The following is a 23,802-nucleotide window of genomic DNA, read 5'->3' on the forward strand; positions in this document are numbered from 1 at the left end:
GCGCCCCCGCCCGGCCGCCGGTCCGGTCAGCCGTGCCAGGAGCGCCACAGCGACGCGTACGCGCCGTCGGCCGCCACCAGCTCGTCGTGGGAACCGAGTTCGCTGATCCGGCCGTCCTCGACCACCGCGATCACGTCCGCGTCGTGCGCGGTGTGCAACCGGTGCGCGATCGCGATGACCGTACGGCCCTCCAGCACCCGGGCCAGCGAGCGCTCCAGGTGCCGGGCCGCGCGCGGGTCCAGCAGCGAGGTGGCCTCGTCCAGGACCAGCGTGTGCGGATCGGCCAGCACCAGCCGGGCCAGCGCGACCTGCTGCGCCTGCGCCGGGGTCAGCGCCGTACCGCCGGAACCGACCTCGGTGTCCAGACCGGCCTCCAGGGCCCGTGCCCAGCCCTCCGCGTCCACCGCCTCCAGCGCCGACCAGAGCTCCGCGTCACCGGCGCCCGTACGCGCGAGGCGCAGGTTGTCCCGCAGCGAGCCCACGAACACGTGGTGCTCCTGGTTGACCAGCGCCACGTGCTCGCGCACCCGCTCCGCCGGCATCCGCGACAACCGGGCCCCTCCGAGGGTGACCTCGCCGGTCCGGGGCGCGTAGATCCCCGCCAGCAGCCGCCCCAGCGTGGACTTGCCCGCGCCCGAGGGGCCGACCAGCGCCATCCGGGTCCCCGGCGGCACGGCCATCGAGACCTGGTGCAGCACGTCCACGCCCTCCCGGTAGCCGAAGTGCACCTCGTCCGCGCGGACGGCGCGGCCCTCCGGGGCGACGGCCGCGTCACCCGCGTCCGGCTCGATCTCCCGCACGCCCACCAGCCGGGCCAGGGACACCTGCGCGATCTGCAGTTCGTCGTACCAGCGCAGGATCAGCCCGATCGGGTCGACCATCATCTGCGCCAGCAGCGCCCCCGTGGTCATCTGCCCCACCGAGATCCAGCCCCGCAGCACGCAGTAGCCGCCGACCAGCAGCACCGAGCCGAGGATCGTCATATAGGTGACGTTGACGACGGGGAAGAGGACCGTCCGCAGGAACAGCGTGTACCGCTCCCAGGCCGTCCACTCCTTGATCCGCCGCTCGGACAGCGAGATCCGGCCCTGTCCCAGGCGGTGCGCCTCGACCGTCCGGCCCGCGTCCACCGTCTCGGAGAGCACGGCCGCGACCGCCGCGTAGCCGGCGGACTCCGACCGGTACGCCGAAGGCGCCCGCCGGAAGTACCAGCGGCAGCCGATCACCAGGACCGGCAGCGCCACCAGCGCGGCCAGCGCCAGCGGCGGCGCCGTCACCGCCAGCGCCCCGAAGAGGAGCCCCGCCCACACCACGCCGATCGCCAGCTGTGGAACCGCCTCGCGCATCGCGTTGGCCAGCCGGTCGATGTCGGTGGTGATCCGCGACAGCAGGTCACCGGTACCGGCCCGCTCCAGGACGCCCGGAGGCAGCCCCACCGACCGCACCAGGAAGTCCTCGCGCAGATCGGCCAGCATCTCCTCGCCGAGCACCGCCCCGCGCAGCCGGACCAGCCGGACGAAGCAGGTCTGCACGCCGACCGCCACCGCGAACAGCAGCGCCACCTGCCCCAGGTGGAGCTCGCGCACCCCCGCCGTGAGGTCGTCCACGACCCGGCCCAGCAGGTACGGGCCGGCCATGGAGGCGATCACCGCGACCGCGTTGACCGCCACCAGCAGCACGAAGGCCTTCCGGTGCCGCCGGAACAGCCCGCGCACATAGCCCCGTACGGTCGCCGACGTGCCCACGGGCAGGGTCGCGGCCGATTCGGGGGCCGCCGGATCGTAATCCGGCGGCGCCACGCCGATCATGCGGACTCCTCGATCTCTGTGAGTGCTTCTTCCAGCCCTGTCAGTTCAAGCCGAGCGAGCCGCTGCTCCTCCTCCATCTCACGGGTGACGACCGCGCGGTACAGCGGTTCGCCGTGCAGCAGCTCGCGGTGCGTACCGGTCGCCGCCACCAGGCCCCCGTGGATCAGGACGACCCGGTCGGCACGGTCCAGCAGCAGCGGCGAGGACGCCAGTACCACCGTGGTGCGCCCGGCCCGCAGGGCCGCGATGCCGTCCGCGATCCGCGCCTCCGTGTGCGAGTCGACCGCCGAGGTCGGCTCGTCCAGCACCAGCACCTCCGGGTCGGTCACCAGCGACCGGGCCAGCGCGAGACGCTGGCGCTGCCCGCCGGACAGGGACCGGCCGCGCTCGGTGATCCGCGCGTCCATCGGGTCGTCGACCCCGTCCGGGGCCGACTGCGCCAGCGCGTCCAGCACGTCCGCGCACCGGGCGGCCTCCAGCGCGGCCGCCGGTTCGACCGCCCCGGAGGCCGGTACGTCGAACAGCTCGCGCAGGGTGCCCGACAGCAGCACCGGGTCCTTGTCCTGTACGAGGACCAGCGTGCGCGCGGTGTCCAGCGCGAGCTCGTCCAGCGCGACCCCGCCCAGCAGGACCGAGGGGCCGCCGGCGCCGTCCATCGGATGGCCGCCCAGCCGCTCGGCGAGCCGCCCCGCCAGATCCGGGTCCCCGCACACCACGGCGGTGAACCGGCCCGTCGGCGCCAGCAGCCCGGTCTGCGGGTCGTACAGGTCGGCGCCCGGCGCGGGCGCGTCCGGAACCACCCGCGCGCCCGGCCCGCCGGGTCCCGGCTTCCCGGTCTCCGGTTCCGAGCGCGTCAGCGACAGCACCCGGGCCGCCCGTTCGGCGGACGGACGGGAGAAGGAGTACGCCATGGCGATCTCCTCGAAGTGCCGCAGCGGGTAGAGCAGCGTGGCCACCGCGCTGAAGGCCGCGACGAGTTCACCCACCGCGATGCGCCCGTCCACGACCAGCGTGGCCCCGTACCAGACGACCGTGATCAGCAGCGCGCCCGGCAGGAGCACCTGGATCGCGGAGATCAGCGCCCACATCCGGGCACTGCGCACGGCGGCCTTGCGGACCTCCTGCGAGGCCTCGCGGTAACGGCCGAGGAACAGCTCCTCGCCGCCGATCCCGCGCAGCACCCGCAGGCCCGCGACCGTGTCCGAGGCCAGCTCGGTCGCCCGGCCCGCCTTCTCCCGCTGGAAGTCGGCGCGCCGGGTGGCGCGCGGCAGCAGTGGCAGCGCGGCCAGGGCGACCACGGGGACGCCGATCGCCACGACCACGCCGAGGGCGGGGGCGTAGAAGAGCAGGCCGACGCAGACGAGGACGACGGCGAAGGCGGCGGCGAGGAACCGGGAGACGGCCTCGACGAACCAGCCGATCTTCTCCACGTCGCCGGTGGACACCGCGATCACCTCACCGGCGGCGACCCGTCGGCTCAGCGCGGAGCCCAGTTCGGCCGTCTTGCGGGCGAGCAGCTGCTGCACGCGGGCGGCGGCGGTGATCCAGTTGGTGACGGCGGTCCGGTGGAGCATGGCGTCCCCGACGGTGATGGCCGCGCCGAGCAGGACGAGCAGGCCGCCGACGAGCAGCAGCCGGTGCGCGTCGCGGTCGACGACGGCGTCGACGCCCAGCCCCAGCGCGTACGGCAGTCCGGCGATGCCGGAGAAGTGCACCAGACCCCAGCACAGGCTCTTGGCCTGTCCACCGAGTTGGCCGCGGCCCAGCCACACGAGGAAACGGGGGCCGGAGCGAGCGTCGGGTACCCCGGGGTCCGGATACGGAAGATCGCTGATCTGCATGACGCCCCATGACGGTCGAGTGGTTCAAACCGTGCAAGGTTCGCCTTCCGGACCCGCTCCGGGCAATCGGTTTTCCACCTGCGGAGGGCCTCGGCGACGCATCCGTCCCGTTCAGGGACGCGTGGCGTGCTCCAGTTCGAGGAGGGCCGAGTGGTAACTACGCCCGGTCGCCCGGTCCATGCCCACCTCGCACATGCGGTTCGCCGAGAGGTGCGCGTCGAAGGACCGCGCGGTCACCTCGGCGGCCTCGCGGGCCGTCGCCGAGGCCGCCAGCTCCGGGTGCAGCATGCCCCGGTCGCCCGCGAAGGCGCAGCAGCCGGCGTCGTCCGGCACGACCACCTCGTCGGCACACGCCGCGGCCACCGCGAGCAGCTGCGCCTCGTCGCCCAAGTGCCGCATCGAGCAGGTGGGATGGAGCACGGCGGACCCGGCGGTGCGCCGGATCTCCAGGTGCGGCAGCAGCTCGTCCGCCGCCCAGACGACCGAGTCGACGACGCTGAGCTCCGCGTGCAGCGCCCGGTTGTCGTCGGTCAGGTACGGGACCACCTCGTGCGCGATGCCCAGCGTGCAGGAGGACGCGTCGACCACCAGCGGCAGCCGCCCGCCGGCCGTCCAGCCCCAGGCCGCCTCGACGATCCGGTTGGCCATCAGCCGGTTCCCGGCGTCGTACCCCTTGGAGTGCCAGATCGTCGCGCAGCAGGTGCCGCGTACGTCGCGGGGGATCCACACCGGCTTCCCGGCCCGCTCCGACACGGCCACCACGGCCTCCGGCAGCGAGGGGCCGGGGCGGCCGCCCGGGCCGCCGAAGATCCTGTTGACGCAGGCCGGGTAGTAGACGGCCGCGGCGCCCGCCCGCCGGGTGGCGGGCAGCCGCCGCGCGGCGGCGCCGGGCATCCGCGGCAGCCACCGCGGTACGAGGTCGGGGCGCACGGCCCTGCGCGCGGCCCCCGTGACGGCTTCGAGCAGCCCGTCCCCGACCCGGTCGGTGATCTTCCCGGCGGCGGCCACGGCCAGCCGGGCGGCCGATTCCACGGCCGCGAACCGCCGCGCGGCGAGTGCGGCGGCCCGCTCCTCGCGGGCACTGTGCCGACGGTGGCGGAAGTCCTTCATCAGCGCGCCGGTGTCGATGCCGACCGGGCAGGCGAGCTTGCAGGTGGAGTCGCCGGCGCAGGTGTCGACCGCGTCGTAGCCGTAGGCGTCGAGCAGGCCGTCCAGCACGGGGGAGCCCGGCTGCTGGCGGGTCATCTCGCGGCGCAGCACGATCCGCTGGCGCGGTGTGGTCGTCAGGTCCCCGCTGGGGCAGGTCGGTTCGCAGAAACCGCACTCGATGCACGGGTCCGCCACCGCCTCCACCCGCGGGATCGTCTTCAGTCCGCGCAGGTGGGCCCGCGGGTCGCGGTCGAGGAGGATGCGCGGGGCGAGCACCCCGTCCGGGTCTACGATCCGCTTGGTGCGCCACATCAGCCCGGTGGCCCTGGGGCCCCATTCCAGTTCCAGGAAGGGGGCCATGTTGCGTCCGGTGGAGTGCTCGGCCTTCAGGGAGCCGTCGAAGCGTTCCACGGTGAGCCGGCAGAAGGCGTCCATGAAGGCCGCGTACCGATCGACGTCGGAGGGGTCGGCGGCGTCGAAGGCGAGCAGGAAGTGCAGGTTGCCGTGGGCCGCGTGGCCGGCGACGGCGGCGTCGAAGCCGTGCCGCGCCTGGAGGTCGAGGAGGGCCTCGCAGGCCTCCGCCAGCCGTGAGGTCGGTACGGCGAAGTCCTCGGTGATCAGGGTGGTGCCCGGGGCGCGGGCTCCGCCGACGGCGGTGACGAAGGCCTTGCGGGCCGTCCAGTAGCCGCTGATGGTCTTCGCGTCCCGGGTGAAGGCGTTGGTCACGGAGGCCGCCGGCGCGACCAGGTCCAGTCCGGCGAGGACCTCGGCGGCACGGCGTTCGCAGGCGATCCGGCCCGCCTCGTCCGGCGCCCGGAACTCCACCAGCAGCGCCGCCGTCTCCCGCGGCAGGTCCGCCCAGTCGGCGGGGACGCCGGCGACGCTGACCGAGGCGCGCAGGGTGTTGCCGTCCATCAGCTCGACGGCGAGGGCGCCCGCCTCGTTGAAGAGCGGGACGGCGGCGGCCGCGGCCGGCAGGGAGGGGAAGAACAGCAGGCCGGTGCAGAGCTCGCGGTCCAGCGGGAGCGTGTCGAAGACGACCTCGGAGATGAAGCCGAGGGTCCCCTCCGACCCGACCGCGAGCCCGCGAAGGATCTCGACGGGGGTGGCGCCGTCGAGATAGGCGTCCAGGCGGTAGCCGGTGGTGTTCTTGATCTCGTACTTGGCGCGGATGCGGGCCGTCAGCTCCGGGTCGGCCTCGATCTCCCGCTTGATCTCCATCAGCCCGCGGCACAGGGCCGGTTCCGCGCGCGCCAGCTCCTCGTCGGCCAGCGGGTCGGCCGTGTCCACCACGGTCCCGGTCGGCAGGACGAGGGTGAGGGAGGAGAGGGTGCGGTACGAGTTCCGCGTGGTCCCCGCCGTCATGCCGGAGGCGTTGTTGGCGACGACCCCGCCGAGGGTGCAGGCGATGGCGCTGGCCGGGTCGGGGCCGAGGATCCGCCCGTGCCGGGCGAGCGCGGCGTTGGCCCGCAGGACGGTGGTCCCGGGGAGGATACGGGCGCGCCGGCCCTCGTCCAGCACCTCGACGCCGGCCCAGTGGCGGCGTACGTCCACGAGGATGTCCTCGCCCTGCGCCTGGCCGTTGAGCGAGGTCCCGGCGGCGCGGAAGACCACCTCGCGCTGCCTGCCGTGCGCGTAGGAGAGGACCGCGGAGATGTCGTCGATGTCCTCGGCGACCACCACGACCTGGGGCACGAACCGGTAGGGGGAGGCGTCCGAGGCGTAGCGGACGAGGTCGGACACCTTCCACAGGACCTTCTCGGCGCCCAGCAGCTCGGTCAGCTCGGTGCGCAGCGGCTCCGGGGTGCCGCCGGCCCGGTGCTCGGGCAGCCGGTCGGGGGCGGGGCCCCCGATGCCTCGGGGGCGCAGGGTTCCCGGCTTCGGTTCCAGCATCGGCATGTCCGACCCCTCGCCTCTTCGCGGCCCGCGCGTGGCCTTATCGGCAGGCGCCCTCGGGCGGTACGTCCGCCAGGGCGTTCAGCAGGCCTCCGAGCATCTCGCGCTGATCGGCGGTCAATGGAGCCAGGATCTCCTCCGCGGCGTCGGTTCGCGCGTTGCGCAGGCGGCGCAGCGTGGCGCGGCCGGTTTCGGTGAGCTCGATCCTTATGACCCGCCGGTTCGCGGGGTCCGGCGCGCGGCGCACGCACTCGGCGGCCTCCAGGCCGTCCACGAGGGTGGTGACGGCGCGGGGGACGACCTCCAGCCGGGCGGCGAGGTCCGCCATCCGGGGCGGCTGGGCGCCCTCGTAGTGCGAGACCAGGCGCAGCAGGCGGCCCTGGGCGGGCGTGATGCCGAGCGGCTCCATGTGGCGCTTCTGGATGCGGTGGAGCCGACGGGTCAGGCGCAGCAGCTGCTCGGCGAGAACGCCGTCTGTGGTGTCGGTCTCGGAAGGTGTCCTCATACTGGGAGACAGTATCAGGACCGGATTCATTGTGAGTATAGGTAACAATGAGCTATGCTCATTCGAGTCCCGTCAGAAGGAGGCACATGCGCCCCGAAGAACCGAAGTGGACCCCATCGAACGAATCCCTCGACCCCAGCCGCCCCGCGCCGGCGGAACAGCCCCGCGAGCTGCGCCGCATCGTGTCCCTCTTCCGGCCCTACCGGGGCAGGCTCGCCGTCGTCGGCCTGCTGGTCGGAGCCTCCTCGCTGGTCGGGGTCGCCTCGCCGTTCCTGCTGAGGGAGATCCTCGACGTCGCGATCCCGCAGGGCCGCACCGGTCTGCTCAGCCTCCTCGCGCTCGGCATGATCCTCACCGCCGTGGTCACGAGCGTCTTCGGTGTGCTCCAGACCTACATATCCACCACGGTCGGCCAGCGCGTCATGCACGACCTGCGCACCGCCGTCTACGCCCAGCTCCAGCGGATGCCGCTGGCCTTCTTCACCCGGACCCGCACCGGTGAGGTCCAGTCCCGCATCGCCAACGACATCGGCGGCATGCAGGCCACCGTCACCTCGACCGCGACCTCGCTCGTCTCCAACCTGACGGCCGTCATCGCCTCGGTCGTCGCGATGCTTGCGCTCGACTGGCGGCTCACCCTCGTCTCGCTGCTGCTGCTTCCCGTGTTCGTCTGGATCAGCCGGCGGGTCGGCCGCGAGCGCAAGAAGATCACCACGCAGCGCCAGAAGCAGATGGCCGCGATGGCCGCGACCGTCACCGAGTCGCTGTCGGTCAGCGGCATCCTCCTCGGCCGCACCATGGGCCGCTCCGACTCGCTGACCTCTTCCTTCTCCGACGAATCCGAGAAGCTCGTCAGCCTCGAGGTGCGCTCCAGCATGGCCGGGCGCTGGCGGATGTCGACCATCGGCATCGTCATGGCCGCCATGCCCGCCCTCATCTACTGGGCGGCCGGCATAGCGCTCCAGACCGGCGCCCCCTCGCTTTCCGTCGGCACCCTCGTCGCCTTCGTCACCCTCCAGCAGGGCCTGTTCCGGCCCGCCGTGAGCCTGCTGTCGACCGGCGTGCAGATCCAGACCTCGCTGGCCCTGTTCGCCCGCATCTTCGAGTACCTCGACCTGCCGGTGGACATCACCGAGCGGGAGGACGCGGTGCGCCTGGAGCGGGCCGCGGGCGAGGTCCGGCTGGAGGGCGTGGACTTCGCGTACGACGCGGAGAACGGGCCCGCCCTGAAGGGGATCGACATCACCGTCCCGGCCGGCGGCTCCCTCGCGGTGGTCGGCGCGACGGGGTCCGGGAAGAGCACGCTGAGCTACCTCGTGCCCCGGCTCTACGACGTCACCGGAGGACGGGTGGCCCTGGACGGGGTCGACGTCCGCGACCTCGACTTCGACTCGCTGGCCCGTTCCATAGGCGTGGTCTCCCAGGAGACCTACCTCTTCCACGCCTCGGTGGCCGACAACCTGCGCTTCGCCAAGCCGGACGCGACCGACGAGGAGATCGCCGACGCGGCCCGGGCGGCCCAGATCCACGACCACATCGCGTCCCTGCCCGACGGGTACGACACCCTCGTCGGCGAGCGCGGCTACCGGTTCTCCGGCGGTGAGAAGCAGCGGCTCGCCATCGCCCGCACCATCCTGCGGGACCCGCCGGTGCTCATCCTCGACGAGGCCACCAGCGCCCTGGACACCCGCACCGAACACGCCGTCCAGCAGGCCATCGACAACCTCTCCGCGGGCCGCACCACCATCACCATCGCCCACCGGCTGTCCACCGTCCGCGACGCCGACCAGATCGTGGTCCTCGACGCGGGCCGCATAGCCGAGCGCGGTACGCACGAGGAGCTGCTGCAGGCGGAAGGCCGGTACGCGGCCCTGGTCCGCCGGGACCGGGACGCCGCCCTGGCGCCGGTGACGGCACCGGACGCCGCCCGGAAGACGCAGGCGGCGCAGGGAGCCGAGCTGGCCCCCGTGAATGTGTGATCGTATGACCGGCGCACGGGTGGGATGCCAGGAATGCGGCGCTTCGCGGGTTAGCGTTCCCGTATGCGTCATGAGTACCTGCCGCCACCACAGCGCCGCTCCCGGCTCACCCGCCGGGGCCGGTTGGCGCTCTTCCTCGGTACGCTCCTCGCGATCGGGGTGGTGGCCCTGATACCGCTGCTGCGCGGGGCGGACGCCCCCGAAAAGCCCCGGATGCTGGTGATTCCCGAGGGCTGGCGGGCCTCGCAGGTGTACGCCGCGGTCGACCGCGAGCTGAAACTCCCCGCCGGCTCGGCCAAGGCCGCGGTGGCGACCGCCGGACTGGCACTGCCCGCGGAGGCGAAGGGCAACCCGGAGGGCTACCTCTTCCCGGCGACGTATCCGGTGACCTCGAAGTCCACGCCGGCCGCCCTCCTCGCGTACATGGTGCAGACGGCGAACCGGAAACTCGCCACCCCGGCCGTCGCGAACGGCGGCAAGGCGCACGGGATGACCCCGTACCAAACAGCCACCCTGGCCAGCGTCCTGGAGGCGGAGGCCGACAGCCGCGCCGACATGGGCAAGGTCGCCCGGGTGGTGCACAACCGGCTGGCGAAGTCGATGCCGCTCCAGATGGACTCCACGATCAACTATGCGCTGAACCGCAGCACCGTCGACACCACGCTGAGCGAGACGCGCATCGACAGCCCCTTCAACTCCTACGAACGCCAGGGCCTGCCGCCCACGCCGATCGACAGCCCGGGGCTGGAGGCCATGGCGGCCGCCGTTGCTCCGACGCCCGGCGACTGGCTGTTCTTCGTGACGGTCAAGCCGGGGGACACCCGCTTCTCGGCGACGTACGAGGAGCACAAGAAGCACGTGGCGGAGTTCAACCGCCTACGGGCCGCCGCGGGCGCCCGCGCCCAGGCCGGACCTCCCGCCACCTGACGTGCCCGGACGGGGAGCGCCGCCGCGAAACGAGAGGCGCCGCCCCCGGGAGGCTCCGCGCGGATCAGCCCGCAGGTGCTTCGGCCACCCGGAGCGACGCCGCTGCCCCCGTTGCCGCTGCCCCCGTTGCCGCGTCCGCCGTCGTCGGGGCCGCCGTCGCCGTGGCCCGCTCGCGGCCCAGAAGGCGGCGGATCTCGCGGGCGGCGGCGCCACCCGCGCGGTTCGCGCCGATCGTGGACGCCGACGGGCCGTAGCCCACCAGGTGGATCCGTTCGTCCCGGACGGCCCGGGTGCCCTCTACGCGGATGCCGCCGCCCGGCTCGCGCAGGTGCAGCGGGGCCAGGTGGTCGACCGCCGCGCGGAAGCCGGTGGCCCACAGGATCACGTCCGCCTCCACCCGGCCGCCGTCCGGCCAGAGGGCCCCGGTGGGGGTGATGCGGTCGAACACGGGCCTGCGGTCGAGGACCCCCGAGGCCAGACCGGCCCGGACCGCCTCGTTCAGCGGGAGCCCGGTCACGCTGACCACGCTCTGCGGCGCGAGCCCCCGCCGTACCCGCTCGTCGACCAGGGCCACCGCCGCCCGGCCCTCCGCCTCGCCGAAGCCCCCGTCGCGGAACACCGGCGCCCGGCGCGTCACCCAGACGGTCTCCGCCGCCACCTCGGATATCTCCAGCAGGTGCTGCACCGCGGAGGTGCCGCCGCCCACCACGATCACGCGGGCCCCGGCGAACTCCCGAGGCCCGGGGTAGTTCGCGGTGTGCAGCTGGCGGCCGCGGAAGGTCTCCTGCCCCGCGTACCGCGGCCAGAACGGGCGGTCCCAGGTGCCGGTGGCGTTGATCAGGGCCCGCGCCGACCAAGTGCCGGCGGAGGTTTCCACCCGCAGCCGGCCGTCGGGGCAGCCGCGTACCGCCGAGACGTCCACGGGACGCCGCACGCGCAGGCCGAAGCGGTTCTCGTACGCGGCGAAGTACTCGCCGATCACCTCCGACGAGGGCCGCAGCGGGTCGGCCCCGGTCAGCTCCATGCCGGGCAGGGAGTGCATCCCGTGCACCCTGCCGTAGGTGAGCGAGGGCCAGCGGAACTGCCAGGCCCCGCCCGGGCGGGGCGAGTGGTCCAGGACCACGTGGTCCAGCCCCGCCCGGGTGAGGTGGTAGGCGCTGGACAGGCCCGCCTGCCCGGCGCCGACCACCACCACGTCGACGTCCGTGTCCACGTTCACGCCCGCGCCGCCCCGCATCACATCGTTCACGGTTCTACCAACCCGCGGGGGTGCGGGGATCTTCCCGGCTACGGGGCGAGCAGCCCGCGGGAGGCCAGCTCCGGGGTCACCCCCTCGCCGAACCAGTACGCCTCCTCCAGGTGCGGGTAGCCCGACAGGACGAAGTTCTCGACCCCGAGCGCGTGGTACTCCTCGATCCGGTCCGCCACGTCGCCGTGGCTGCCCACCAGCGCCGTGCCGGCGCCGCCGCGGACCAGGCCGACGCCCGCCCACAGGTTCGGCGAGATCTCCAGCTTGTCCCGCGAACCGCCGTGCAGGGCGAGCATCCGCTGCTGGCCCACCGACTCGCTCGCCCCCAGCAGGGTCTGCGCCCGCGTGATGTCCGCGTCGTCCAGGTCCGCCAGCAGCCGGTCCGCCGCGCCCCAGGCCTCCTTCGCCGAGTCGCGCGAGATGGTGTGCAGCCGGATCCCGAACCGGACCGTCCGCCCCCGCTCCTCGGCCAGCGCGCGGATCCAGTCGATCTTCTCCTTCACCTGCTGCGGCGGCTCGCCCCAGGTCAGGTAGACGTCCGCATGCTCGGCCGCGACCGGCCCCGCGGCCGCCGAGGACCCGCCGAAGAAGATCTCCGGCAGTGGATCCGGCGGGAGCGCGGTCAGCCCGCCGTCGATCCGGTAGTGCTCCCCGTGGAAGTCGTACGGCTCCCCGCGCCAGACGCCCCGTACGACCGACAGGAACTCCGCGGTCCGCTCGTAGCGGCGGTCGTGGTCCAGGTGGTCCCCGAAACGCCGCTGCTCCGCGGAGTCACCGCCCGTCACCACATTCAGCAACAGCCGCCCGCGGGTGATGCGCTGGTAGGTGGCGGCCATCTGGGCCGCCAGCGTCGGCGAGATCACCCCGGGCCGGAACGCCACCAAAAACTTCAGCCGTTCGGTGTGCTGGGAGAGGGCGAGCGTGGTCAGCCAGGCGTCCTCGCACCACGTCCCGGTCGGGGTCAGCACCGCCTCGAAGCCGAGGCGTTCGGCGGCCTTCGCGATCTGCGCGAGGTACGCGATGTCCGGTTCGCGCACTCCCGGCGCGGCCGTGTTGTGGGCGTAGGCGTGCCGGTCGACCAGGGTGCGGCCGTCGCCGCCGGTGGGCAGGAACCAGTGCAGGCGGACGGTCATCAGGAGTCCTTCCCGTACGTGCGGGGGACGGTTGTGGACGGCGGCAGGGTGCCGTTGAAGCGGGGGTCGACGAAGTCCTTGAAGACGACCTTGCCGGGGATCAGCTTCAGCTCGGTGAAGGTGTCGGCGATCTTCTGCTCGGAGGCCACGGCCGCGTCGTCCACGGCGACCGGCACCCGGGTGCCGTTGCTGCGCTTGACCGCGTCGAAGGCGACCTCGTACGGCAGCCCGGTCTCCTTCGCCCAGACCTTCGCCCATTCCTCCGGGTGCTTGAACACCCAGTCCTGGGCGCGCTGGAGCCGTGTCAGGTAGTCGCCGATGGCCTTGCTCTTGCCCGCGTCCTCCAGGGCGGAGGGCGCCGCGACCTGGAAGCCGAGGCCGTTGACGACCCCCTCGCCGGAGGTGAGGATGCGGGCGCCGGTGCGCAGCACCTGGGAGGTGTACGGGTCCCAGACCGCCCAGGCTTCGACCGAGCCGCTGTTGAACGCGGCCAGGGCGTCGGCCGGCTGGAGGAAGTTGACCGTCACGTCGCTGGGCTTCAGGCCGGCCTGCTCCAGGGACGCGATCAGCTGGAAGTGCGCCGAACTGCCCTGTGCCACCGCGATCTTCTTGCCGCGCAGCTCCGCGGGGGACTGGAGGGCGGAGCCCTTCGGAACGAGGATCGCCTCGCCCGCCGAGGAACCGTGCGTGGCGGCCACCACGGTGATCTTCGACTTGGCGCCGGCGGCGAACACGGGCGGGGTGTTGCCCACGCCGCCGATGTCGACGGCCTTGGCGTTGACGGCCTCCAGCAGCGGCGGGCCGGAGGTGAAGGTGGACCACTTGACGGAATAGTCGAGGCCCTCCAGCTCGCCGGCGGCCCGCAGGAGCGACTCGTTGCCTCCCTTCTGGTCCCCGATGTTGAGGGTGACCTTGGCGCCGCTCTTGCCGCCGTCCGCGGCGGGCGCCGAGCCGGTGTCCGCGGCGGTGTCGCCACCGCAAGCCGTCAGGGCCAGGGACAGCGGGATCAGGGTGGCCAGCAGGGGCAGGGAAAGGGAGTGGCGTCTCATGTCGCTTCTCTTCGATCTCTCGTACGGGGCGGGGGAGCGTGGGGAAGGCGGTGATGGGTGGGGAAGGCGAGGGCGGCGCGTCCGGAGCGGGTTGGGTCAGACCACGCCGAGCTCGGCGAGGAGCCGGGTGCGCAGCGCGGCGAACCCCGGGTCGCCGACCTCGCGCGGGCGGTCCAGCGGGATGTGGGTGTCGTAGGAGATCCGGCCCTCGTCCATGACCAGGACGCGGTCGGCCAGCAGGACGGCCTCGTCGACGTCGTGCGTGACCAGCAGCACCGCGCAGCCGCGCCGCTGCCACAGCTGGGCCACCAGCTGCTGGGCCTTGATCCGGGTCAGTGCGTCGAGGGCGCCGAACGGCTCGTCCAGGAGCAGCAGATCGGGCTCGCGGACCAGCGCCCGGGCCAGCGAAGCGCGTTGGGCCTCGCCGCCGGAGAGGGTCTTGGGCCAGGCGTCCGTACGGTGCTCCAGTCCGACCTCGGCCAGGGCCTGTTCGGCGCGCTCGCGGTCGGGGCGTCCCGGGAGCCCCAGGAGCACGTTGCGCCAGACCCGCTTCCACGGCATCAGCCGCGGCGCCTGGAAGGCCACCGCGCGGCGCTCCGGCACCAGGACCTCGCCCTCGATCTCGCGGTCCAGGCCGGCGAGGATGCGCAGCAGGGTCGACTTCCCGCATCCGCTGCGGCCCAGCAGGACGGTGAACTCCCCTGCCCGCAGGGTTAGGTCGAGGGAGTCGATGACGGCACGGCCGCCGAAGGACCGGGTCAGCCCGGCCACCCGTACGGCGGTGGTGGCGGCTACTGCCCCGTGAAGGTCGGTCGCCATTGCAGCAGCAGCCTTTCGAGAGTGCGGACGACGAGGTCGGCGGTGAGGCCGAGGAAGGCGTACACGACGAGGCAGACGACGATCACGTCGGTGCGGAAGAACTCGCGGGCCTGGTTCATCAGGAAGCCGATGCCGGCGTCGGCGTTGATGGACTCGCCGAAGACGAGGGCCAGCCAGGCGGTGGCGAGCGAATACCGCAGGCCGGTCATGAACCCGGGCAGCGCGCCCGGCAGTACCACGTGCCGTACCAGACTCCATCGGCCGAGGCCCAACGCCCCGCCCGCCTTCATCAGTTGCTCGTCCACCCCGCGGATCCCGGCGTACACGTTCAGGTAGAGGTGGAAGGCGGTGCCGAGTGCGATGAGGGCGACCTTCGGTGCCTCGCCGATGCCCATCCAGATGATGAACAGCGGGATGAGGCCGACCCACGGCACCGTGCGCAGCATCTGCACGCTGGCGTCGATCAGGTCCTCGCCGAGCCGCGACAGCCCGGACAGCAGGGCGAGCGCGGTGCCGGCCGTCCCGCCGATCACCAGGCCGATCGCGACGCGCTGCAGGGACACGGCCATCGCCCCGGGCAGCGTTCCGTCCTCGATCAGGTCCGCCGCGGCGGACGCGATGGTCGACGGCGGCGCGAGCGTGTCGACGGGCAGCCACCCCAGGCTGCTGGCCAGCTGCCACAGGCCGAGGAGCAGCAGGGGGCCGGCGGTCCGGCGGGTCCAGCGGGGGACGGAGCGCCGTCGTGCCGATGCCGGTACGACGGCCACGAGGGCCGGGGAGGGAGACGGAGCGGACGCTGTTTTAGCGGATATGTCGGGCGGCGCGTGGTCGAGGTCGATGCTCATGGCGGCTCCACGGAAGGGTGAGGCGGGGAGGCGGGGAACGCGCGCCTGGCCGGCCCCGTACCGGTGCGGCGGAACGGGTGCGGGTCCACAGGACCGGGCCACCGGGCCGGATCACCGGGCAGGATCAGCGGGCCGGGCAGCTCAGGGCGCGCGGAAGCCGAGCGCGGAGCGCTCGTGACACGTCAGGGAACGAGGGCGTCAGCAGCCGCGGCGACACGCGGCGGAGGCCACCCGCAGCAGGTCGATGTGACCGCGCGTGATGAGCATGGCTGAACGCAACATGCGGCGAAACCTAGCCAGATGGCCGGGGGCGGGTCAATGATGTCTCGCCCTCTGGACGTCGCGTCTCCGATATTGGGACACGTGGCGGCGGATGCCGCCCTTCGGGCCCCGCCGACGGGCCGTACGAAGCCCCGGCGGACCCCGCGCCGGTGGCCCCGCCCGCGCCTGACCCGCCCGCGCCTGACCCGCCCGCGCCGGACACGCCGACGGCCCGGCAGCACCTCGACCGCGCCGGAGCGTTCCGGGCGGGAGCGTGCTGCCGGGCCGGGGCCCCTGCCCGGCAGGGGCCTGACGGGCAGGGGCCTGACGGGCGTCGGCGCGCCGGTCAGGCGGAGGCGGCGATCCAGGAGGCGAGTTGCTCCGGGGTGGTGGACGGGTCGGCGACCAGGGTGGCCAGCTCGTCCTCCTGGAAGGTGGCCGTGGTGACGGCCGGGCAGCGGTGGCAGGCGTCGACGCCCGTCTGCTGCCACCACTGGCAGCGGGAGCGCAGGTGGCACCGTGGGACCGCGCGGGCGTCGGCCGCCGCCGGAGGCGGCAGGGTCAGCACCCGTTCCACCAGGGTGCAGTCGTTCCCCCGCCGGTTCGCGCAGCCGGTGACGCAGTGCGAGGCGAACCGCAGGACGCGGGTCGGCTCGATCCCCTCCGGCACGGCGCCGAGCACCTCGGACGCCGGGACCGGGTCGGCGAGGTACGTCACCCGTCCGTCGGCGCCCGAGCGGACGCCGAGGACGACCGACTCGGGGGCCCGGGCGTCGCCGCTCGGACACCAGGTCGCCGGAGCGGCTGCTGACTGGTCGGTTCCCACGGTGCTCACCCGTCCCGTCAGCCGTCGATCGCGGCGGTCGACTCGTCCAGCGCACGGCCGACGGGCCCGCCGATGGTGCCCTGGAGGCCGAGCGCCTGCTCCTGCTCCACCGCCTGCGCGAGGTTCTCGTGCAGCTGCTGTACGGAGGTGATGCGGGTGGACTGGCTCGGGGCCGTGTCGGCCGCGTTCGCCGCGCCCACCGCCGTGATCGCGATGCCCGCCGCGATCACGGCCGCGGCGCCGCCGGCCTTGAGCTTGTTCTTCTTCATGGGGCTTCTCCCGGTGTGGGCGGCGGAGGGTCCGCCGCGGTCCTGTAGCGGAACGAACGTAGGCCGGGGAAACGGCCCGGAGCGGCAGTTCCCGGCGGCAGTTGGGGAGGCGCGGTGCGGGACGGGAGCGAGTTCGACGGCACTCCCTAAGGCCGGGCGGCGCGCAGGATGGCCGGGACCGGACCCGCCGGCTGGAGGGTGAGGCCGGGGAACACCCCGGTCCGCCGGGCCCCGGTGTCCAGGTGGAACCGCTGCCCGAGCACGGCCAGCACGAGCGCCGCCTCCACCAGCGCGAACCGCGCCCCCAGGCAGGCCCGGGGGCCGCCGCCGAACGGGAACCAGGCGTGCTCCGGCACCGGATCGGGGGCGTCCGCGTCCCACCGCTCGGGGCGGAAGGCCTCCGGCCGCGGGAACCACCGCTCGTCCCGGTGCACCGACCAGGGGCTGGTCCACACCGAGGTGCCGACGGGCACCGCCCGCCCGCCGATGGAGGCCCCCTCCGCGGCCACCGCCGAGATCAGCCAGATCGGCGGGTAGATCCGCAGGGCCTCCTTGACCACCTGTTGGGTCCACGTCAGCCGCGGGTAGTCCTCGTACGTCGGCAGCCGCCCGCCGAGCACCCGGTCCAGCTCCTCGGTCAGCCTGGCCCGCGCCCCGGGCGCCCCGGACAGCAGCTGCCAGGCCCAGGTCAGGGTGGTCGACGTGGTTTCGTGGCCGCCGATGTAGAGCGTGATGGACTCGTCCCGCAGTTCCTGGCGGGACAGCGGGCCGCCCTGTTCGTCGCGGGCCGCGAGCAGCCGGCTCAGCAGGTCGTCCCGCTCGGCCCCCGCCGCGGACGCGTTCTCGTGCTCCCGTATGACGTGCTCGATCTCCCGGTCGAGGACCGCCACCGCGGCCCGCATCCGGCGCCGCCCCGGGGTTCGCACCCACGGCGGCAGGAACAGCGTGATCCCGCGGAACTCGGTCCCCAGCTCCCGCTGCGCCGTGGCCATGGCCGCGCTGATGGGCGCCTCGCGGCCGGCGGCGTCGCTCCCGAACAGGGTGCGGACCGCGATGCGCTGGGTGAGACCGGCCATCTCCCGGTGCACGTCGATGCGGTCGCCCTCGCGCCAGCCGCCGGCCAGTGCGTCCGCGCACTCCACCATGGCGGTGGCGTACGAGCGGACCTGGCGCGGCCGTACGGCGGGCTGGACCAGCGCCCGCTTGCGCCGCCAGTCGTCGCCGGTGGCGACGACCACGCCGTTGCCGAGCAAGTGCCGGAAGGCCCAGCCCAGTTCGGTCGGCTTGAAGGTGGACTCGACGGCGCCGAGCAGCTCACCGGCGTGCTCGGGCCGGGAGACCAGCACGTTGCGGTGGGGGCCGAGCGACCACGGCACCCAGTCGCCGTAGTCGTCGCGGAGGGACTCGAAGAAGGCCAGCGGGTCGCGGGCGAAGGCGGGGAGATTGCCGAGGAGGGGCCACCGGCGCGGTCCGCGCTCGGTGCCCGGGGGTGGCAGCAGGGTGGCGGTCACCGGGGCATGGTGGCAGCGGACCGCGCGGGACACCAGGGAAAGCGCGGCGCCGTTGCGGCGCCGGGCACGCTAACGGCCGCGGCCCCGGGCATTGCGTCGCCCGGCGGGCCGAACGGCCGTCGCTCCGGCCGCCGCCCCGGCCGCCGTTCAGGCGGTCCGGTGTGCCGTCAGCCAGTCGTGCGCGGCCTCCGCGCTGAACTCCCGCTGCCCGCCGGGGAAGAGCAGGCCCGCGCCGGCGAACGCCGGGTCGTGCGCGGTCTGCGCCACGTACGGGACGGCCACGCACGCCATACCGGCCGCCCGCGCGGCCAGCGCGCCCGGCGCCGCGTCCTCGACGACCACGCAGTCGGCCGGTTCGGCGCCGAGCCGGCGGGCCGCCTCCAGGAACACGTCCGGCGCCGGCTTGCCGTGCGCCACCTCCTCCGCGGAGACCACCGTGGTCAGCAGTGCGTCCAGGCCGGTGCCGGCCAGCACGGCGTCGATCGCCTCCAGGGAGGAGCCGGAGGCCACCGCCATCGGCACGCCGGCGGCGTGCAGCCGCTCCACGAACGCGCGCATCTCGGGGAAGGCCTCGGTCTCGGTGCGGGCCAGCTCCAGGTAGAGGGCGTTCTGCTCGGCGAGCAGTTCCTCCACCGGCGCCTCGATCGCGTACCGGTCCCTGAGGATCTCCAGCGTCTCCAGGGTTCCGATGCCGATGAAGCGGGCGTGCTGCTCCCACGTGAAGTCGGGGACCCCGTGCCGGGCCAGCGTGCGGCGCCCGGACTCGTAGTAGTTCGGCTCACTGTCCACGAGGGTGCCGTCGAGATCGAATATGACGGAAATCATCCGCTGCGCCCGTCCTGCCGGTCGTGTCCTGTCTAGACCATTCTGTCAGGTCTTGCGTGCGGCCCGTCCCACGGACTCGACCAGCGGCAGCAGCCGGTGCGCGACCCGCTCGCGCAGGGCCACCTCGGTCCGGGTGCGCACCACGCCGGGCAGCTGGATCAGCCGCTGGATCACGTCCTCCAGGTGCGCGTTGTCCCGGGCCGCGACGCGCGTCAGCAGGTCCCCGCCGCCGGTGATGGAGAAGGCCTCGATGATCTCCGGGACGGCGGAGAGGGCGTCGCCCACGTCGTCCAGGTGTCCCTGGGTGACCTCGATGTGCACGAAGGCCAGCACCGGGTGCCCGAGCGCGGCGGGGGACAGTGAGGGGCCGGTCCCGGTGATCACCCCGGTCCGCTCCAGCCGGTCCAGCCGGGCCTGGAGGGTGCCGCGCGCCACCCCGAGGAGCCGGGCGTACTCGCGGACGCTGGTGCGCGGCTGCTCGATCAGCAGGCGCAGGATTCTGGTGTCGAGCTCGTCCACCGCCATGCCGTGACTGTACCAATGGCCCACTCCGCCGCGCTCCGGGCCGCGGTCCGGCCCGTCCCGGCGGCGGAGTGCCCCGCCCCGTCCCCCCAAGGCCCCGCCCCGTCAGTCGGAGCGTGTCCGGCCGCCGCGCGGCGGCCGCGGGAAGAAGCCGCTCGTCCGCTCCCGGTACGCGGCGTACCCGGGGCGGTCCGCCATGTGCCGCTCCAGCAGCCGCTTCCCGCTGCCCGCGGTCAGCAGGTACGACATGACCAGCGGAGCCACTACCGAGACCGCCGCCGCCCCCACCGAACCGGCGGCGACCAGGTAGATGCCCCACCACACGCAGAAGTCGCCGAAGTAGTTCGGGTGCCGGGTCCAGGACCACAGGCCCCGGTCCATGATCCGCCCCCGGTGCGCGGGATCGGCCTTGAACCGGGCCAGCTGGTGGTCGCCCACCGCCTCGAAGACGAGCCCGGTCAGCCACAGCAGGGCGCCCGCGAGCGCGAGCCAGCCGAGCCGGCCGGTCGCGTACGACCCCGCCTGCACCGGCAGCGACACCAGCCACACCAGGGCGGCCTGGAGGAGGTAGACCATGCGCAGCGCGTACAGGTTCCGGCTGCCCGGAGCCTTCGAGAGCATCCGCTCGTACCGCGGGTCCTCGCCGTGCCCGCGGCCGCGCCACGCGATGTGGCCCGCCAGTCGCAGCCCCCACACCGCCGTGAGCACGGCCAGCAGCAGCGCCCGCGCGCCGCCGTCGGACATCCCGTACGTCGCCGCGGCCACCGCGGCGAAGGCGAGGCCCCACGCCACGTCCACGACGCGGTGCATCCGCTTGCGCACGCCGACCGCGAAGGCGGCGAGCAGGACGGCGAGGGCGACCGCCGCCGAGACCGCCAGGTTGACAGTGAAACCGGACCAGTTCACGGCCGGTCACCGTCCCCGTTCCCGGCCGTCAGCAGGATCTGGTGCACGTCCAGGTAGCCCGAGGCGAACCCGGCCTCGCAGTACGCCAGGTAGAAGGTCCACATCCGCCGGAAGGTCTCGTCGAAACCCAGCTCCGCGACGCGGTCGGCCCGCTCGGCGAACCGTTCCCGCCACAGCTTCAGGGTCTGCGCGTAATGCGCCCCGTACCCCTCGCAGCGGGTCACCCGCAGTCCGGTGTGACGGCGTGCCATCTCCTCCACCACCTGGACCGACGGCAGCATCCCGCCCGGGAAGATGTACTTGTGGATCCAGGTGTACGTGTCCTTGGTGGCCAGCATCCGCTCGTGCGGCATGGTGATCGCCTGGATCGCCACCCGCCCGCCCGGGGCCAGCAGCCGGTCGAGCGTGGCGAAGTAGACCGGCCAGTACTCGGCGCCGACCGCCTCGATCATCTCCACGCTGACCACGGCGTCGTAACTGCCCCGCGCCTCCCGGTAGTCGCAGAGCCGGACCTCCACCCGGTCCTCGACCCCGGCGGCCTTGATCCGGCGCTCCGCGAGGTCCTTCTGCTCCCGCGACAGGGTCAGGGTGACCACGTCGGCGCCTCGCCGGGCGGCCCGGATCGCCAGCTCGCCCCAGCCGGTACCGATCTCCAGCAGCCGGGTGTGCGGGCCGACGGCGGCCAGGTCCAGCAGCATGTCGATCTTCCGGTGCTGCCCCGCGGCGAGGTCCTCGTGACGGGCGGGCAGGGCGCGGAACACCGCCGACGAGTACGTCATCGTCGGGTCGAGGAACTCGGCGAACAGCTCGTTGGACAGGTCGTAGTGGCGCTCGATGTTGCTCCGGGAGCCGTCCGGGGTGTTGCGGTCGGTCACCGGGTGCCGGGCCGCCCACAGCCCGCGCAGTCGCTGGAGCGGCGCCGGAACCAGGGCCGCGACGTGCCCGGCCAGCACCGTCAGCACCGCCACCGGGTCCCGGGCGTCCCACTCGCCGGCCACGTAGGACTCGCCGAAGCCGATCAGGCCCTCGGCCGCGATCCGCCGCTCGAAGGCGATGGGGTCGTGCACGGCCATGGCGGGACCGCCCCGGCCGAGCGTTCCGTCGGGCCCCATCCGGACCTGGAGCGGAAGCCGGTCCAGGGCCCGGCGGATGATCAGCCGGCCGACCGCCGCCCGGGTCCGGGAGCACGGCGGCACCAAGGGAAGAGTCGTCGTCGCGGTCACTTCACACCCTCCTGGGGTACGGGTCGGGGGCGCGGCCGCACCGGCACGCCGCGCAGCCACAGCCGGATGCCGTGGAAACGGATGCCCACCGCCACGGCGGCGGTGGACCAGGGATGGCGCAGGACGGCCCGCAGGACGCCCCGGGCGCCGGCGGGGCGGCGCACCCCGCGCACGGTGGCCGTCAGCCGGGCGCCGCCCGCCCCGCCGGCGAGCTGGACGCTCAGGGCGAGGCGGCCGTCCGGCGCGGGCAGCCGCATCCGGTAGGCGCCGTCCACGTCGAGGAAGGGGGAGACGTAGAACTCCTTGGGCACGCTGCCCTCGGCCTCCGCGGCTTCCGGGCCGAGCAGGTAACAGTGGCGCCCGCCGTACGTGTTGTGCACCTCGGCCACCACCTGGCGCAGGGCCCCGTCCGGGCCGTGGCACCAGTACACGGTGAGCGGGTTGAAGACGTACCCGAAGACCCGGGCGTGCGCGAGCATCCGCACCCGGCTCCCGGGCGGCAGCGGCACGCCGCGGGAGGCGAGGAAAACGTCCAGGCCCGCCCGGATCGTGGGCCGGCCGCCGCCGAAGTGGTCCCGCGGGTCGAAACGGGCCAGGGTCCGCAACGGCCCCGGCAGCCGCGGCAGTTCGTCGAGGTCCACCAGCCACAGGTAGGTGCGGTGGCGCAGTGCGTACGCGGGCCCGCCGGCGCGGACGTGCCGGATGTCGGCCTCGTACAGGGCGGGCTTCACCACACCACCCCGAGCGCGGCCGCGGCTTCCACGCCGGAGCGGCAGCCGTCCTCGTGGAACCCCCACCCGTGGTAGGCCCCGGCGAAGGCCGTCACCGGCCCGGACAGGGCGGGCAGCAGCCGCTGGGCGGCCACCGACTCCGGTGTGTACACGGGGTGTTCGTACTCCATCTCGGCCAGGACCCGGTCGGGCCGCACCGCGCCGGCGCCCGCGCCCGTCTCCGCGTTCAGCGTGACCACGTACGGCTCCGGCGAGTCCAGCCCCTGGAGGCGGTTCATGTCGTAGCTCACCCGGACCCGCGCCTCGTCCGGCCCGCAGCCCGACAGCCGGTAGTTCCAGCAGGCCCGCGCCCCGCCCGCGCGCGGCAGCACCGAATCGTCGGTGTGCAGGAGGGTCCGGTTGCGGGAGTAGCGGAACGCGCCGAGCGCGGCCCGCTCGGCGTCCGTCGGGTCGGTCAGCAGCGCCAGCGCCTGGTCGGCGTGGACGGCGACGACCACCGAGTCGTACAGCGCCTCGGCGCCGCCGGCGGTGGTGACCCGTACGCCCTCCGGGGTGCGCGCCAGCGCCCGTACGGGGGTCGCGGAGTACACCGTGTCCAGGCGCTCCCGGAGCCGCTCCACGTACCGCTGCGAGCCGCCGGTGACCGTACGCCAGCTCGGCGAGCCGCCCACCGCCAGCATTCCGTGGTGGTCGAGGAAGCGGAACAGGTACCGGGCGGGGTAGCGCAGTGCGGTGTCCGCCGGGCAGGACCACACCGAGGCCACCAGCGGGATCGCGAAGTGCGCCGTGAAGTAGGGCCCGAAGCCGCACCGCTCCAGGAACGCGCCGAGGGTGATCTCACGGGTGGTCTCCGGCGCGGCCAGCAGCCGCCGCGCCTGCCGGTGGAACGCGGGGACCTGCGTCAGCATCCGCAGGTACGCGGGCCGCAGGGCGCTGCGCGGCCGGGCGAACAGGCCCCGGGGCCCGCGGGCGCCCGCGTACTCCAGCCCGCAGCCCTCGCAGTGCACCGACAGGCTCATCGTCGTCGGCCGGGTGGCCACGCCCAGTTCGCCGAAGAGCCGCAGCAGCTGCGGGTACGTGCGGTCGTTGTGGACGATGAAGCCGGAGTCCACCGCCCGTATCCGCCCGTCCGGGCCCTTCAGGTCGTGGGTGTGGGCGTGTCCGCCCAGCCGGTCGTCGGCCTCGTACAGGGTGACCTCGTGGCCGCGGGCCAGCACGTATGCCGCCGTGAGCCCCGAAACGCCCCCGCCGACCACGGCCGTGCGCGGCCGCGGTCCTTCTCGTTCGGTCATCGCGTTCCCTTCTTCAGCGGTACTTCGGAGCCGGAGGGGGTCGCGGATGTGTCGCCGGGCGAACCGATCGGCGGGAACGGAATCACCAGGAGGGTGATCCGTGGGAACGGGCGCATGGCACTCCGGGTTCCGAGGGGCGTCTGTGGTCTGGTGGTGCTCGTGGTGGTGCGGCTTCCGGCGGCGCGGTGCTTTCGGGGGTGGGTGCTTCCGGTGGTGGTGCGGCGCGGCGTGCCGCG

At 73.8% G+C, this 23,802-nt stretch carries 21 protein-coding genes; 2 read left to right on the forward strand and 19 right to left on the reverse strand.

Going from position 1 to position 23,802, the window contains the following annotated elements:
* Positions 1-26: 26 nt before the first annotated feature.
* From OTB16_RS07020 to OTB16_RS07035, 4 genes are all read right to left on the reverse strand, one after another.
* Positions 27-1,808: an ABC transporter ATP-binding protein gene (locus tag OTB16_RS07020; RefSeq protein ID WP_267719036.1), complete on the reverse strand. Its 1,782-nt coding sequence runs from the start codon at positions 1,806-1,808 to the stop codon at positions 27-29.
* On the reverse strand, positions 1,805-3,649 hold the full coding sequence (locus OTB16_RS07025) for an ABC transporter transmembrane domain-containing protein (RefSeq protein WP_267719037.1): 1,845 nt from the start codon (positions 3,647-3,649) through the stop codon (positions 1,805-1,807). The genes OTB16_RS07020 and OTB16_RS07025 overlap by 4 nt, the downstream gene beginning before the upstream one ends.
* A 111-nt stretch (positions 3,650-3,760) precedes the next feature.
* The gene (locus OTB16_RS07030) at positions 3,761-6,697 is read right to left on the reverse strand and encodes an FAD-binding and (Fe-S)-binding domain-containing protein (protein ID WP_267719038.1); all 2,937 of its coding nucleotides are present in this window, start codon (positions 6,695-6,697) and stop codon (positions 3,761-3,763) included.
* A 37-nt stretch (positions 6,698-6,734) separates the two neighbouring features.
* Entirely contained in the window at positions 6,735-7,199 is a 465-nt protein-coding gene (locus tag OTB16_RS07035; protein ID WP_267719039.1) for a MarR family winged helix-turn-helix transcriptional regulator, read from the reverse strand.
* Positions 7,200-7,285: 86 nt separating this feature from the next.
* Here OTB16_RS07035 and OTB16_RS07040 point away from each other — a divergent pair, with 86 nt between their 5' ends.
* The gene (locus OTB16_RS07040) at positions 7,286-9,178 is read left to right on the forward strand and encodes an ABC transporter ATP-binding protein (protein ID WP_267719041.1); all 1,893 of its coding nucleotides are present in this window, start codon (positions 7,286-7,288) and stop codon (positions 9,176-9,178) included.
* A gap of 63 nt (positions 9,179-9,241) precedes the next feature.
* Complete coding sequence (gene mltG, locus OTB16_RS07045; protein ID WP_267719042.1) at positions 9,242-10,105, forward strand: endolytic transglycosylase MltG; 864 nt, start codon at positions 9,242-9,244, stop codon at positions 10,103-10,105.
* A 64-nt stretch (positions 10,106-10,169) separates the two neighbouring features.
* Here mltG and OTB16_RS07050 read toward each other — a convergent pair whose 3' ends face one another.
* The 15 genes from OTB16_RS07050 to OTB16_RS07115 form a co-directional block, all read right to left on the reverse strand.
* Positions 10,170-11,342, reverse strand: coding sequence for an FAD-dependent oxidoreductase (locus OTB16_RS07050; RefSeq protein WP_267719236.1), 1,173 nt, complete (start codon positions 11,340-11,342; stop codon positions 10,170-10,172).
* A gap of 50 nt (positions 11,343-11,392) precedes the next feature.
* Complete coding sequence (locus OTB16_RS07055; protein ID WP_267719043.1) at positions 11,393-12,487, reverse strand: LLM class flavin-dependent oxidoreductase; 1,095 nt, start codon at positions 12,485-12,487, stop codon at positions 11,393-11,395.
* A complete protein-coding gene (locus OTB16_RS07060) occupies positions 12,487-13,536 on the reverse strand; it encodes an ABC transporter substrate-binding protein (RefSeq protein WP_267719044.1) in 1,050 nt (349 codons plus the stop codon). The genes OTB16_RS07055 and OTB16_RS07060 overlap by 1 nt, the downstream gene beginning before the upstream one ends.
* A gap of 96 nt (positions 13,537-13,632) precedes the next feature.
* The gene (locus OTB16_RS07065; protein ID WP_267719045.1) at positions 13,633-14,355 is read right to left on the reverse strand and encodes an ABC transporter ATP-binding protein; all 723 of its coding nucleotides are present in this window, start codon (positions 14,353-14,355) and stop codon (positions 13,633-13,635) included.
* Positions 14,328-15,194 carry an ABC transporter permease gene (locus OTB16_RS07070; protein WP_267719237.1) on the reverse strand — a complete coding sequence of 289 codons (867 nt, stop codon included), beginning with the start codon at positions 15,192-15,194 and terminating at the stop codon, positions 14,328-14,330. The genes OTB16_RS07065 and OTB16_RS07070 overlap by 28 nt, the downstream gene beginning before the upstream one ends.
* Before the next feature lie 204 nt (positions 15,195-15,398).
* A complete protein-coding gene (locus OTB16_RS39460) occupies positions 15,399-15,482 on the reverse strand; it encodes a putative leader peptide (protein ID WP_420717641.1) in 84 nt (27 codons plus the stop codon).
* Positions 15,483-15,807: 325 nt separating this feature from the next.
* Positions 15,808-16,287, reverse strand: a complete 480-nt coding sequence (locus OTB16_RS07075; RefSeq protein WP_267719046.1) for a hypothetical protein — start codon at positions 16,285-16,287, stop codon at positions 15,808-15,810.
* Between the two features lie 17 nt (positions 16,288-16,304).
* Positions 16,305-16,556, reverse strand: coding sequence for a hypothetical protein (locus tag OTB16_RS07080; RefSeq protein WP_267719047.1), 252 nt, complete (start codon positions 16,554-16,556; stop codon positions 16,305-16,307).
* Positions 16,557-16,702: 146 nt separating this feature from the next.
* On the reverse strand, positions 16,703-18,067 hold the full coding sequence (locus OTB16_RS07085; RefSeq protein ID WP_267719048.1) for a cytochrome P450: 1,365 nt from the start codon (positions 18,065-18,067) through the stop codon (positions 16,703-16,705).
* Between the two features lie 147 nt (positions 18,068-18,214).
* Complete coding sequence (locus tag OTB16_RS07090) at positions 18,215-18,892, reverse strand: HAD family hydrolase (protein WP_267719049.1); 678 nt, start codon at positions 18,890-18,892, stop codon at positions 18,215-18,217.
* A gap of 45 nt (positions 18,893-18,937) precedes the next feature.
* Positions 18,938-19,417 carry an Lrp/AsnC family transcriptional regulator gene (locus OTB16_RS07095; RefSeq protein WP_267719050.1) on the reverse strand — a complete coding sequence of 160 codons (480 nt, stop codon included), beginning with the start codon at positions 19,415-19,417 and terminating at the stop codon, positions 18,938-18,940.
* A 102-nt stretch (positions 19,418-19,519) separates the two neighbouring features.
* Positions 19,520-20,320, reverse strand: a complete 801-nt coding sequence (locus OTB16_RS07100; protein ID WP_267719051.1) for a DUF1295 domain-containing protein — start codon at positions 20,318-20,320, stop codon at positions 19,520-19,522.
* The gene (locus OTB16_RS07105) at positions 20,317-21,603 is read right to left on the reverse strand and encodes a class I SAM-dependent methyltransferase (protein ID WP_420717637.1); all 1,287 of its coding nucleotides are present in this window, start codon (positions 21,601-21,603) and stop codon (positions 20,317-20,319) included. The genes OTB16_RS07100 and OTB16_RS07105 overlap by 4 nt, the downstream gene beginning before the upstream one ends.
* On the reverse strand, positions 21,540-22,274 hold the full coding sequence (locus OTB16_RS07110) for a DUF1365 domain-containing protein (protein ID WP_267719053.1): 735 nt from the start codon (positions 22,272-22,274) through the stop codon (positions 21,540-21,542). Before OTB16_RS07110 ends, OTB16_RS07105 begins: the two co-directional genes overlap by 64 nt.
* On the reverse strand, positions 22,271-23,566 hold the full coding sequence (locus tag OTB16_RS07115; protein WP_267719054.1) for an NAD(P)/FAD-dependent oxidoreductase: 1,296 nt from the start codon (positions 23,564-23,566) through the stop codon (positions 22,271-22,273). Before OTB16_RS07115 ends, OTB16_RS07110 begins: the two co-directional genes overlap by 4 nt.
* Between the last annotated feature and the right edge of the window lie 236 nt (positions 23,567-23,802).

The organism is Streptomyces antarcticus, assembly GCF_026627255.1.
Classification (GTDB): domain Bacteria; phylum Actinomycetota; class Actinomycetes; order Streptomycetales; family Streptomycetaceae; genus Streptomyces; species Streptomyces antarcticus.

Excerpts from the sequence above, each read along its gene's own strand:
- OTB16_RS07020 (WP_267719036.1), bottom strand. The coding sequence starts at position 1,808 with ATGATCGGCGTGGCGCCGCCGGATTACGATCCGGCGGCCCCCGAATCG.
- OTB16_RS07025 (WP_267719037.1), bottom strand. The coding sequence starts at position 3,649 with ATGCAGATCAGCGATCTTCCGTATCCGGACCCCGGGGTACCCGACGCT.
- OTB16_RS07030 (WP_267719038.1), bottom strand. The coding sequence starts at position 6,697 with ATGCCGATGCTGGAACCGAAGCCGGGAACCCTGCGCCCCCGAGGCATC.
- OTB16_RS07035 (WP_267719039.1), bottom strand. The coding sequence starts at position 7,199 with ATGAGGACACCTTCCGAGACCGACACCACAGACGGCGTTCTCGCCGAG.
- OTB16_RS07040 (WP_267719041.1), top strand. The coding sequence starts at position 7,286 with ATGCGCCCCGAAGAACCGAAGTGGACCCCATCGAACGAATCCCTCGAC.
- mltG (WP_267719042.1), top strand. The coding sequence starts at position 9,242 with ATGCGTCATGAGTACCTGCCGCCACCACAGCGCCGCTCCCGGCTCACC.
- OTB16_RS07050 (WP_267719236.1), bottom strand. The coding sequence starts at position 11,342 with ATGCGGGGCGGCGCGGGCGTGAACGTGGACACGGACGTCGACGTGGTG.
- OTB16_RS07055 (WP_267719043.1), bottom strand. The coding sequence starts at position 12,487 with ATGACCGTCCGCCTGCACTGGTTCCTGCCCACCGGCGGCGACGGCCGC.
- OTB16_RS07060 (WP_267719044.1), bottom strand. The coding sequence starts at position 13,536 with ATGAGACGCCACTCCCTTTCCCTGCCCCTGCTGGCCACCCTGATCCCG.
- OTB16_RS07065 (WP_267719045.1), bottom strand. The coding sequence starts at position 14,355 with ATGGCGACCGACCTTCACGGGGCAGTAGCCGCCACCACCGCCGTACGG.
- OTB16_RS39460 (WP_420717641.1), bottom strand. The coding sequence starts at position 15,482 with ATGTTGCGTTCAGCCATGCTCATCACGCGCGGTCACATCGACCTGCTG.
- OTB16_RS07080 (WP_267719047.1), bottom strand. The coding sequence starts at position 16,556 with ATGAAGAAGAACAAGCTCAAGGCCGGCGGCGCCGCGGCCGTGATCGCG.
- OTB16_RS07090 (WP_267719049.1), bottom strand. The coding sequence starts at position 18,892 with ATGATTTCCGTCATATTCGATCTCGACGGCACCCTCGTGGACAGTGAG.
- OTB16_RS07095 (WP_267719050.1), bottom strand. The coding sequence starts at position 19,417 with ATGGCGGTGGACGAGCTCGACACCAGAATCCTGCGCCTGCTGATCGAG.
- OTB16_RS07115 (WP_267719054.1), bottom strand. The coding sequence starts at position 23,566 with ATGACCGAACGAGAAGGACCGCGGCCGCGCACGGCCGTGGTCGGCGGG.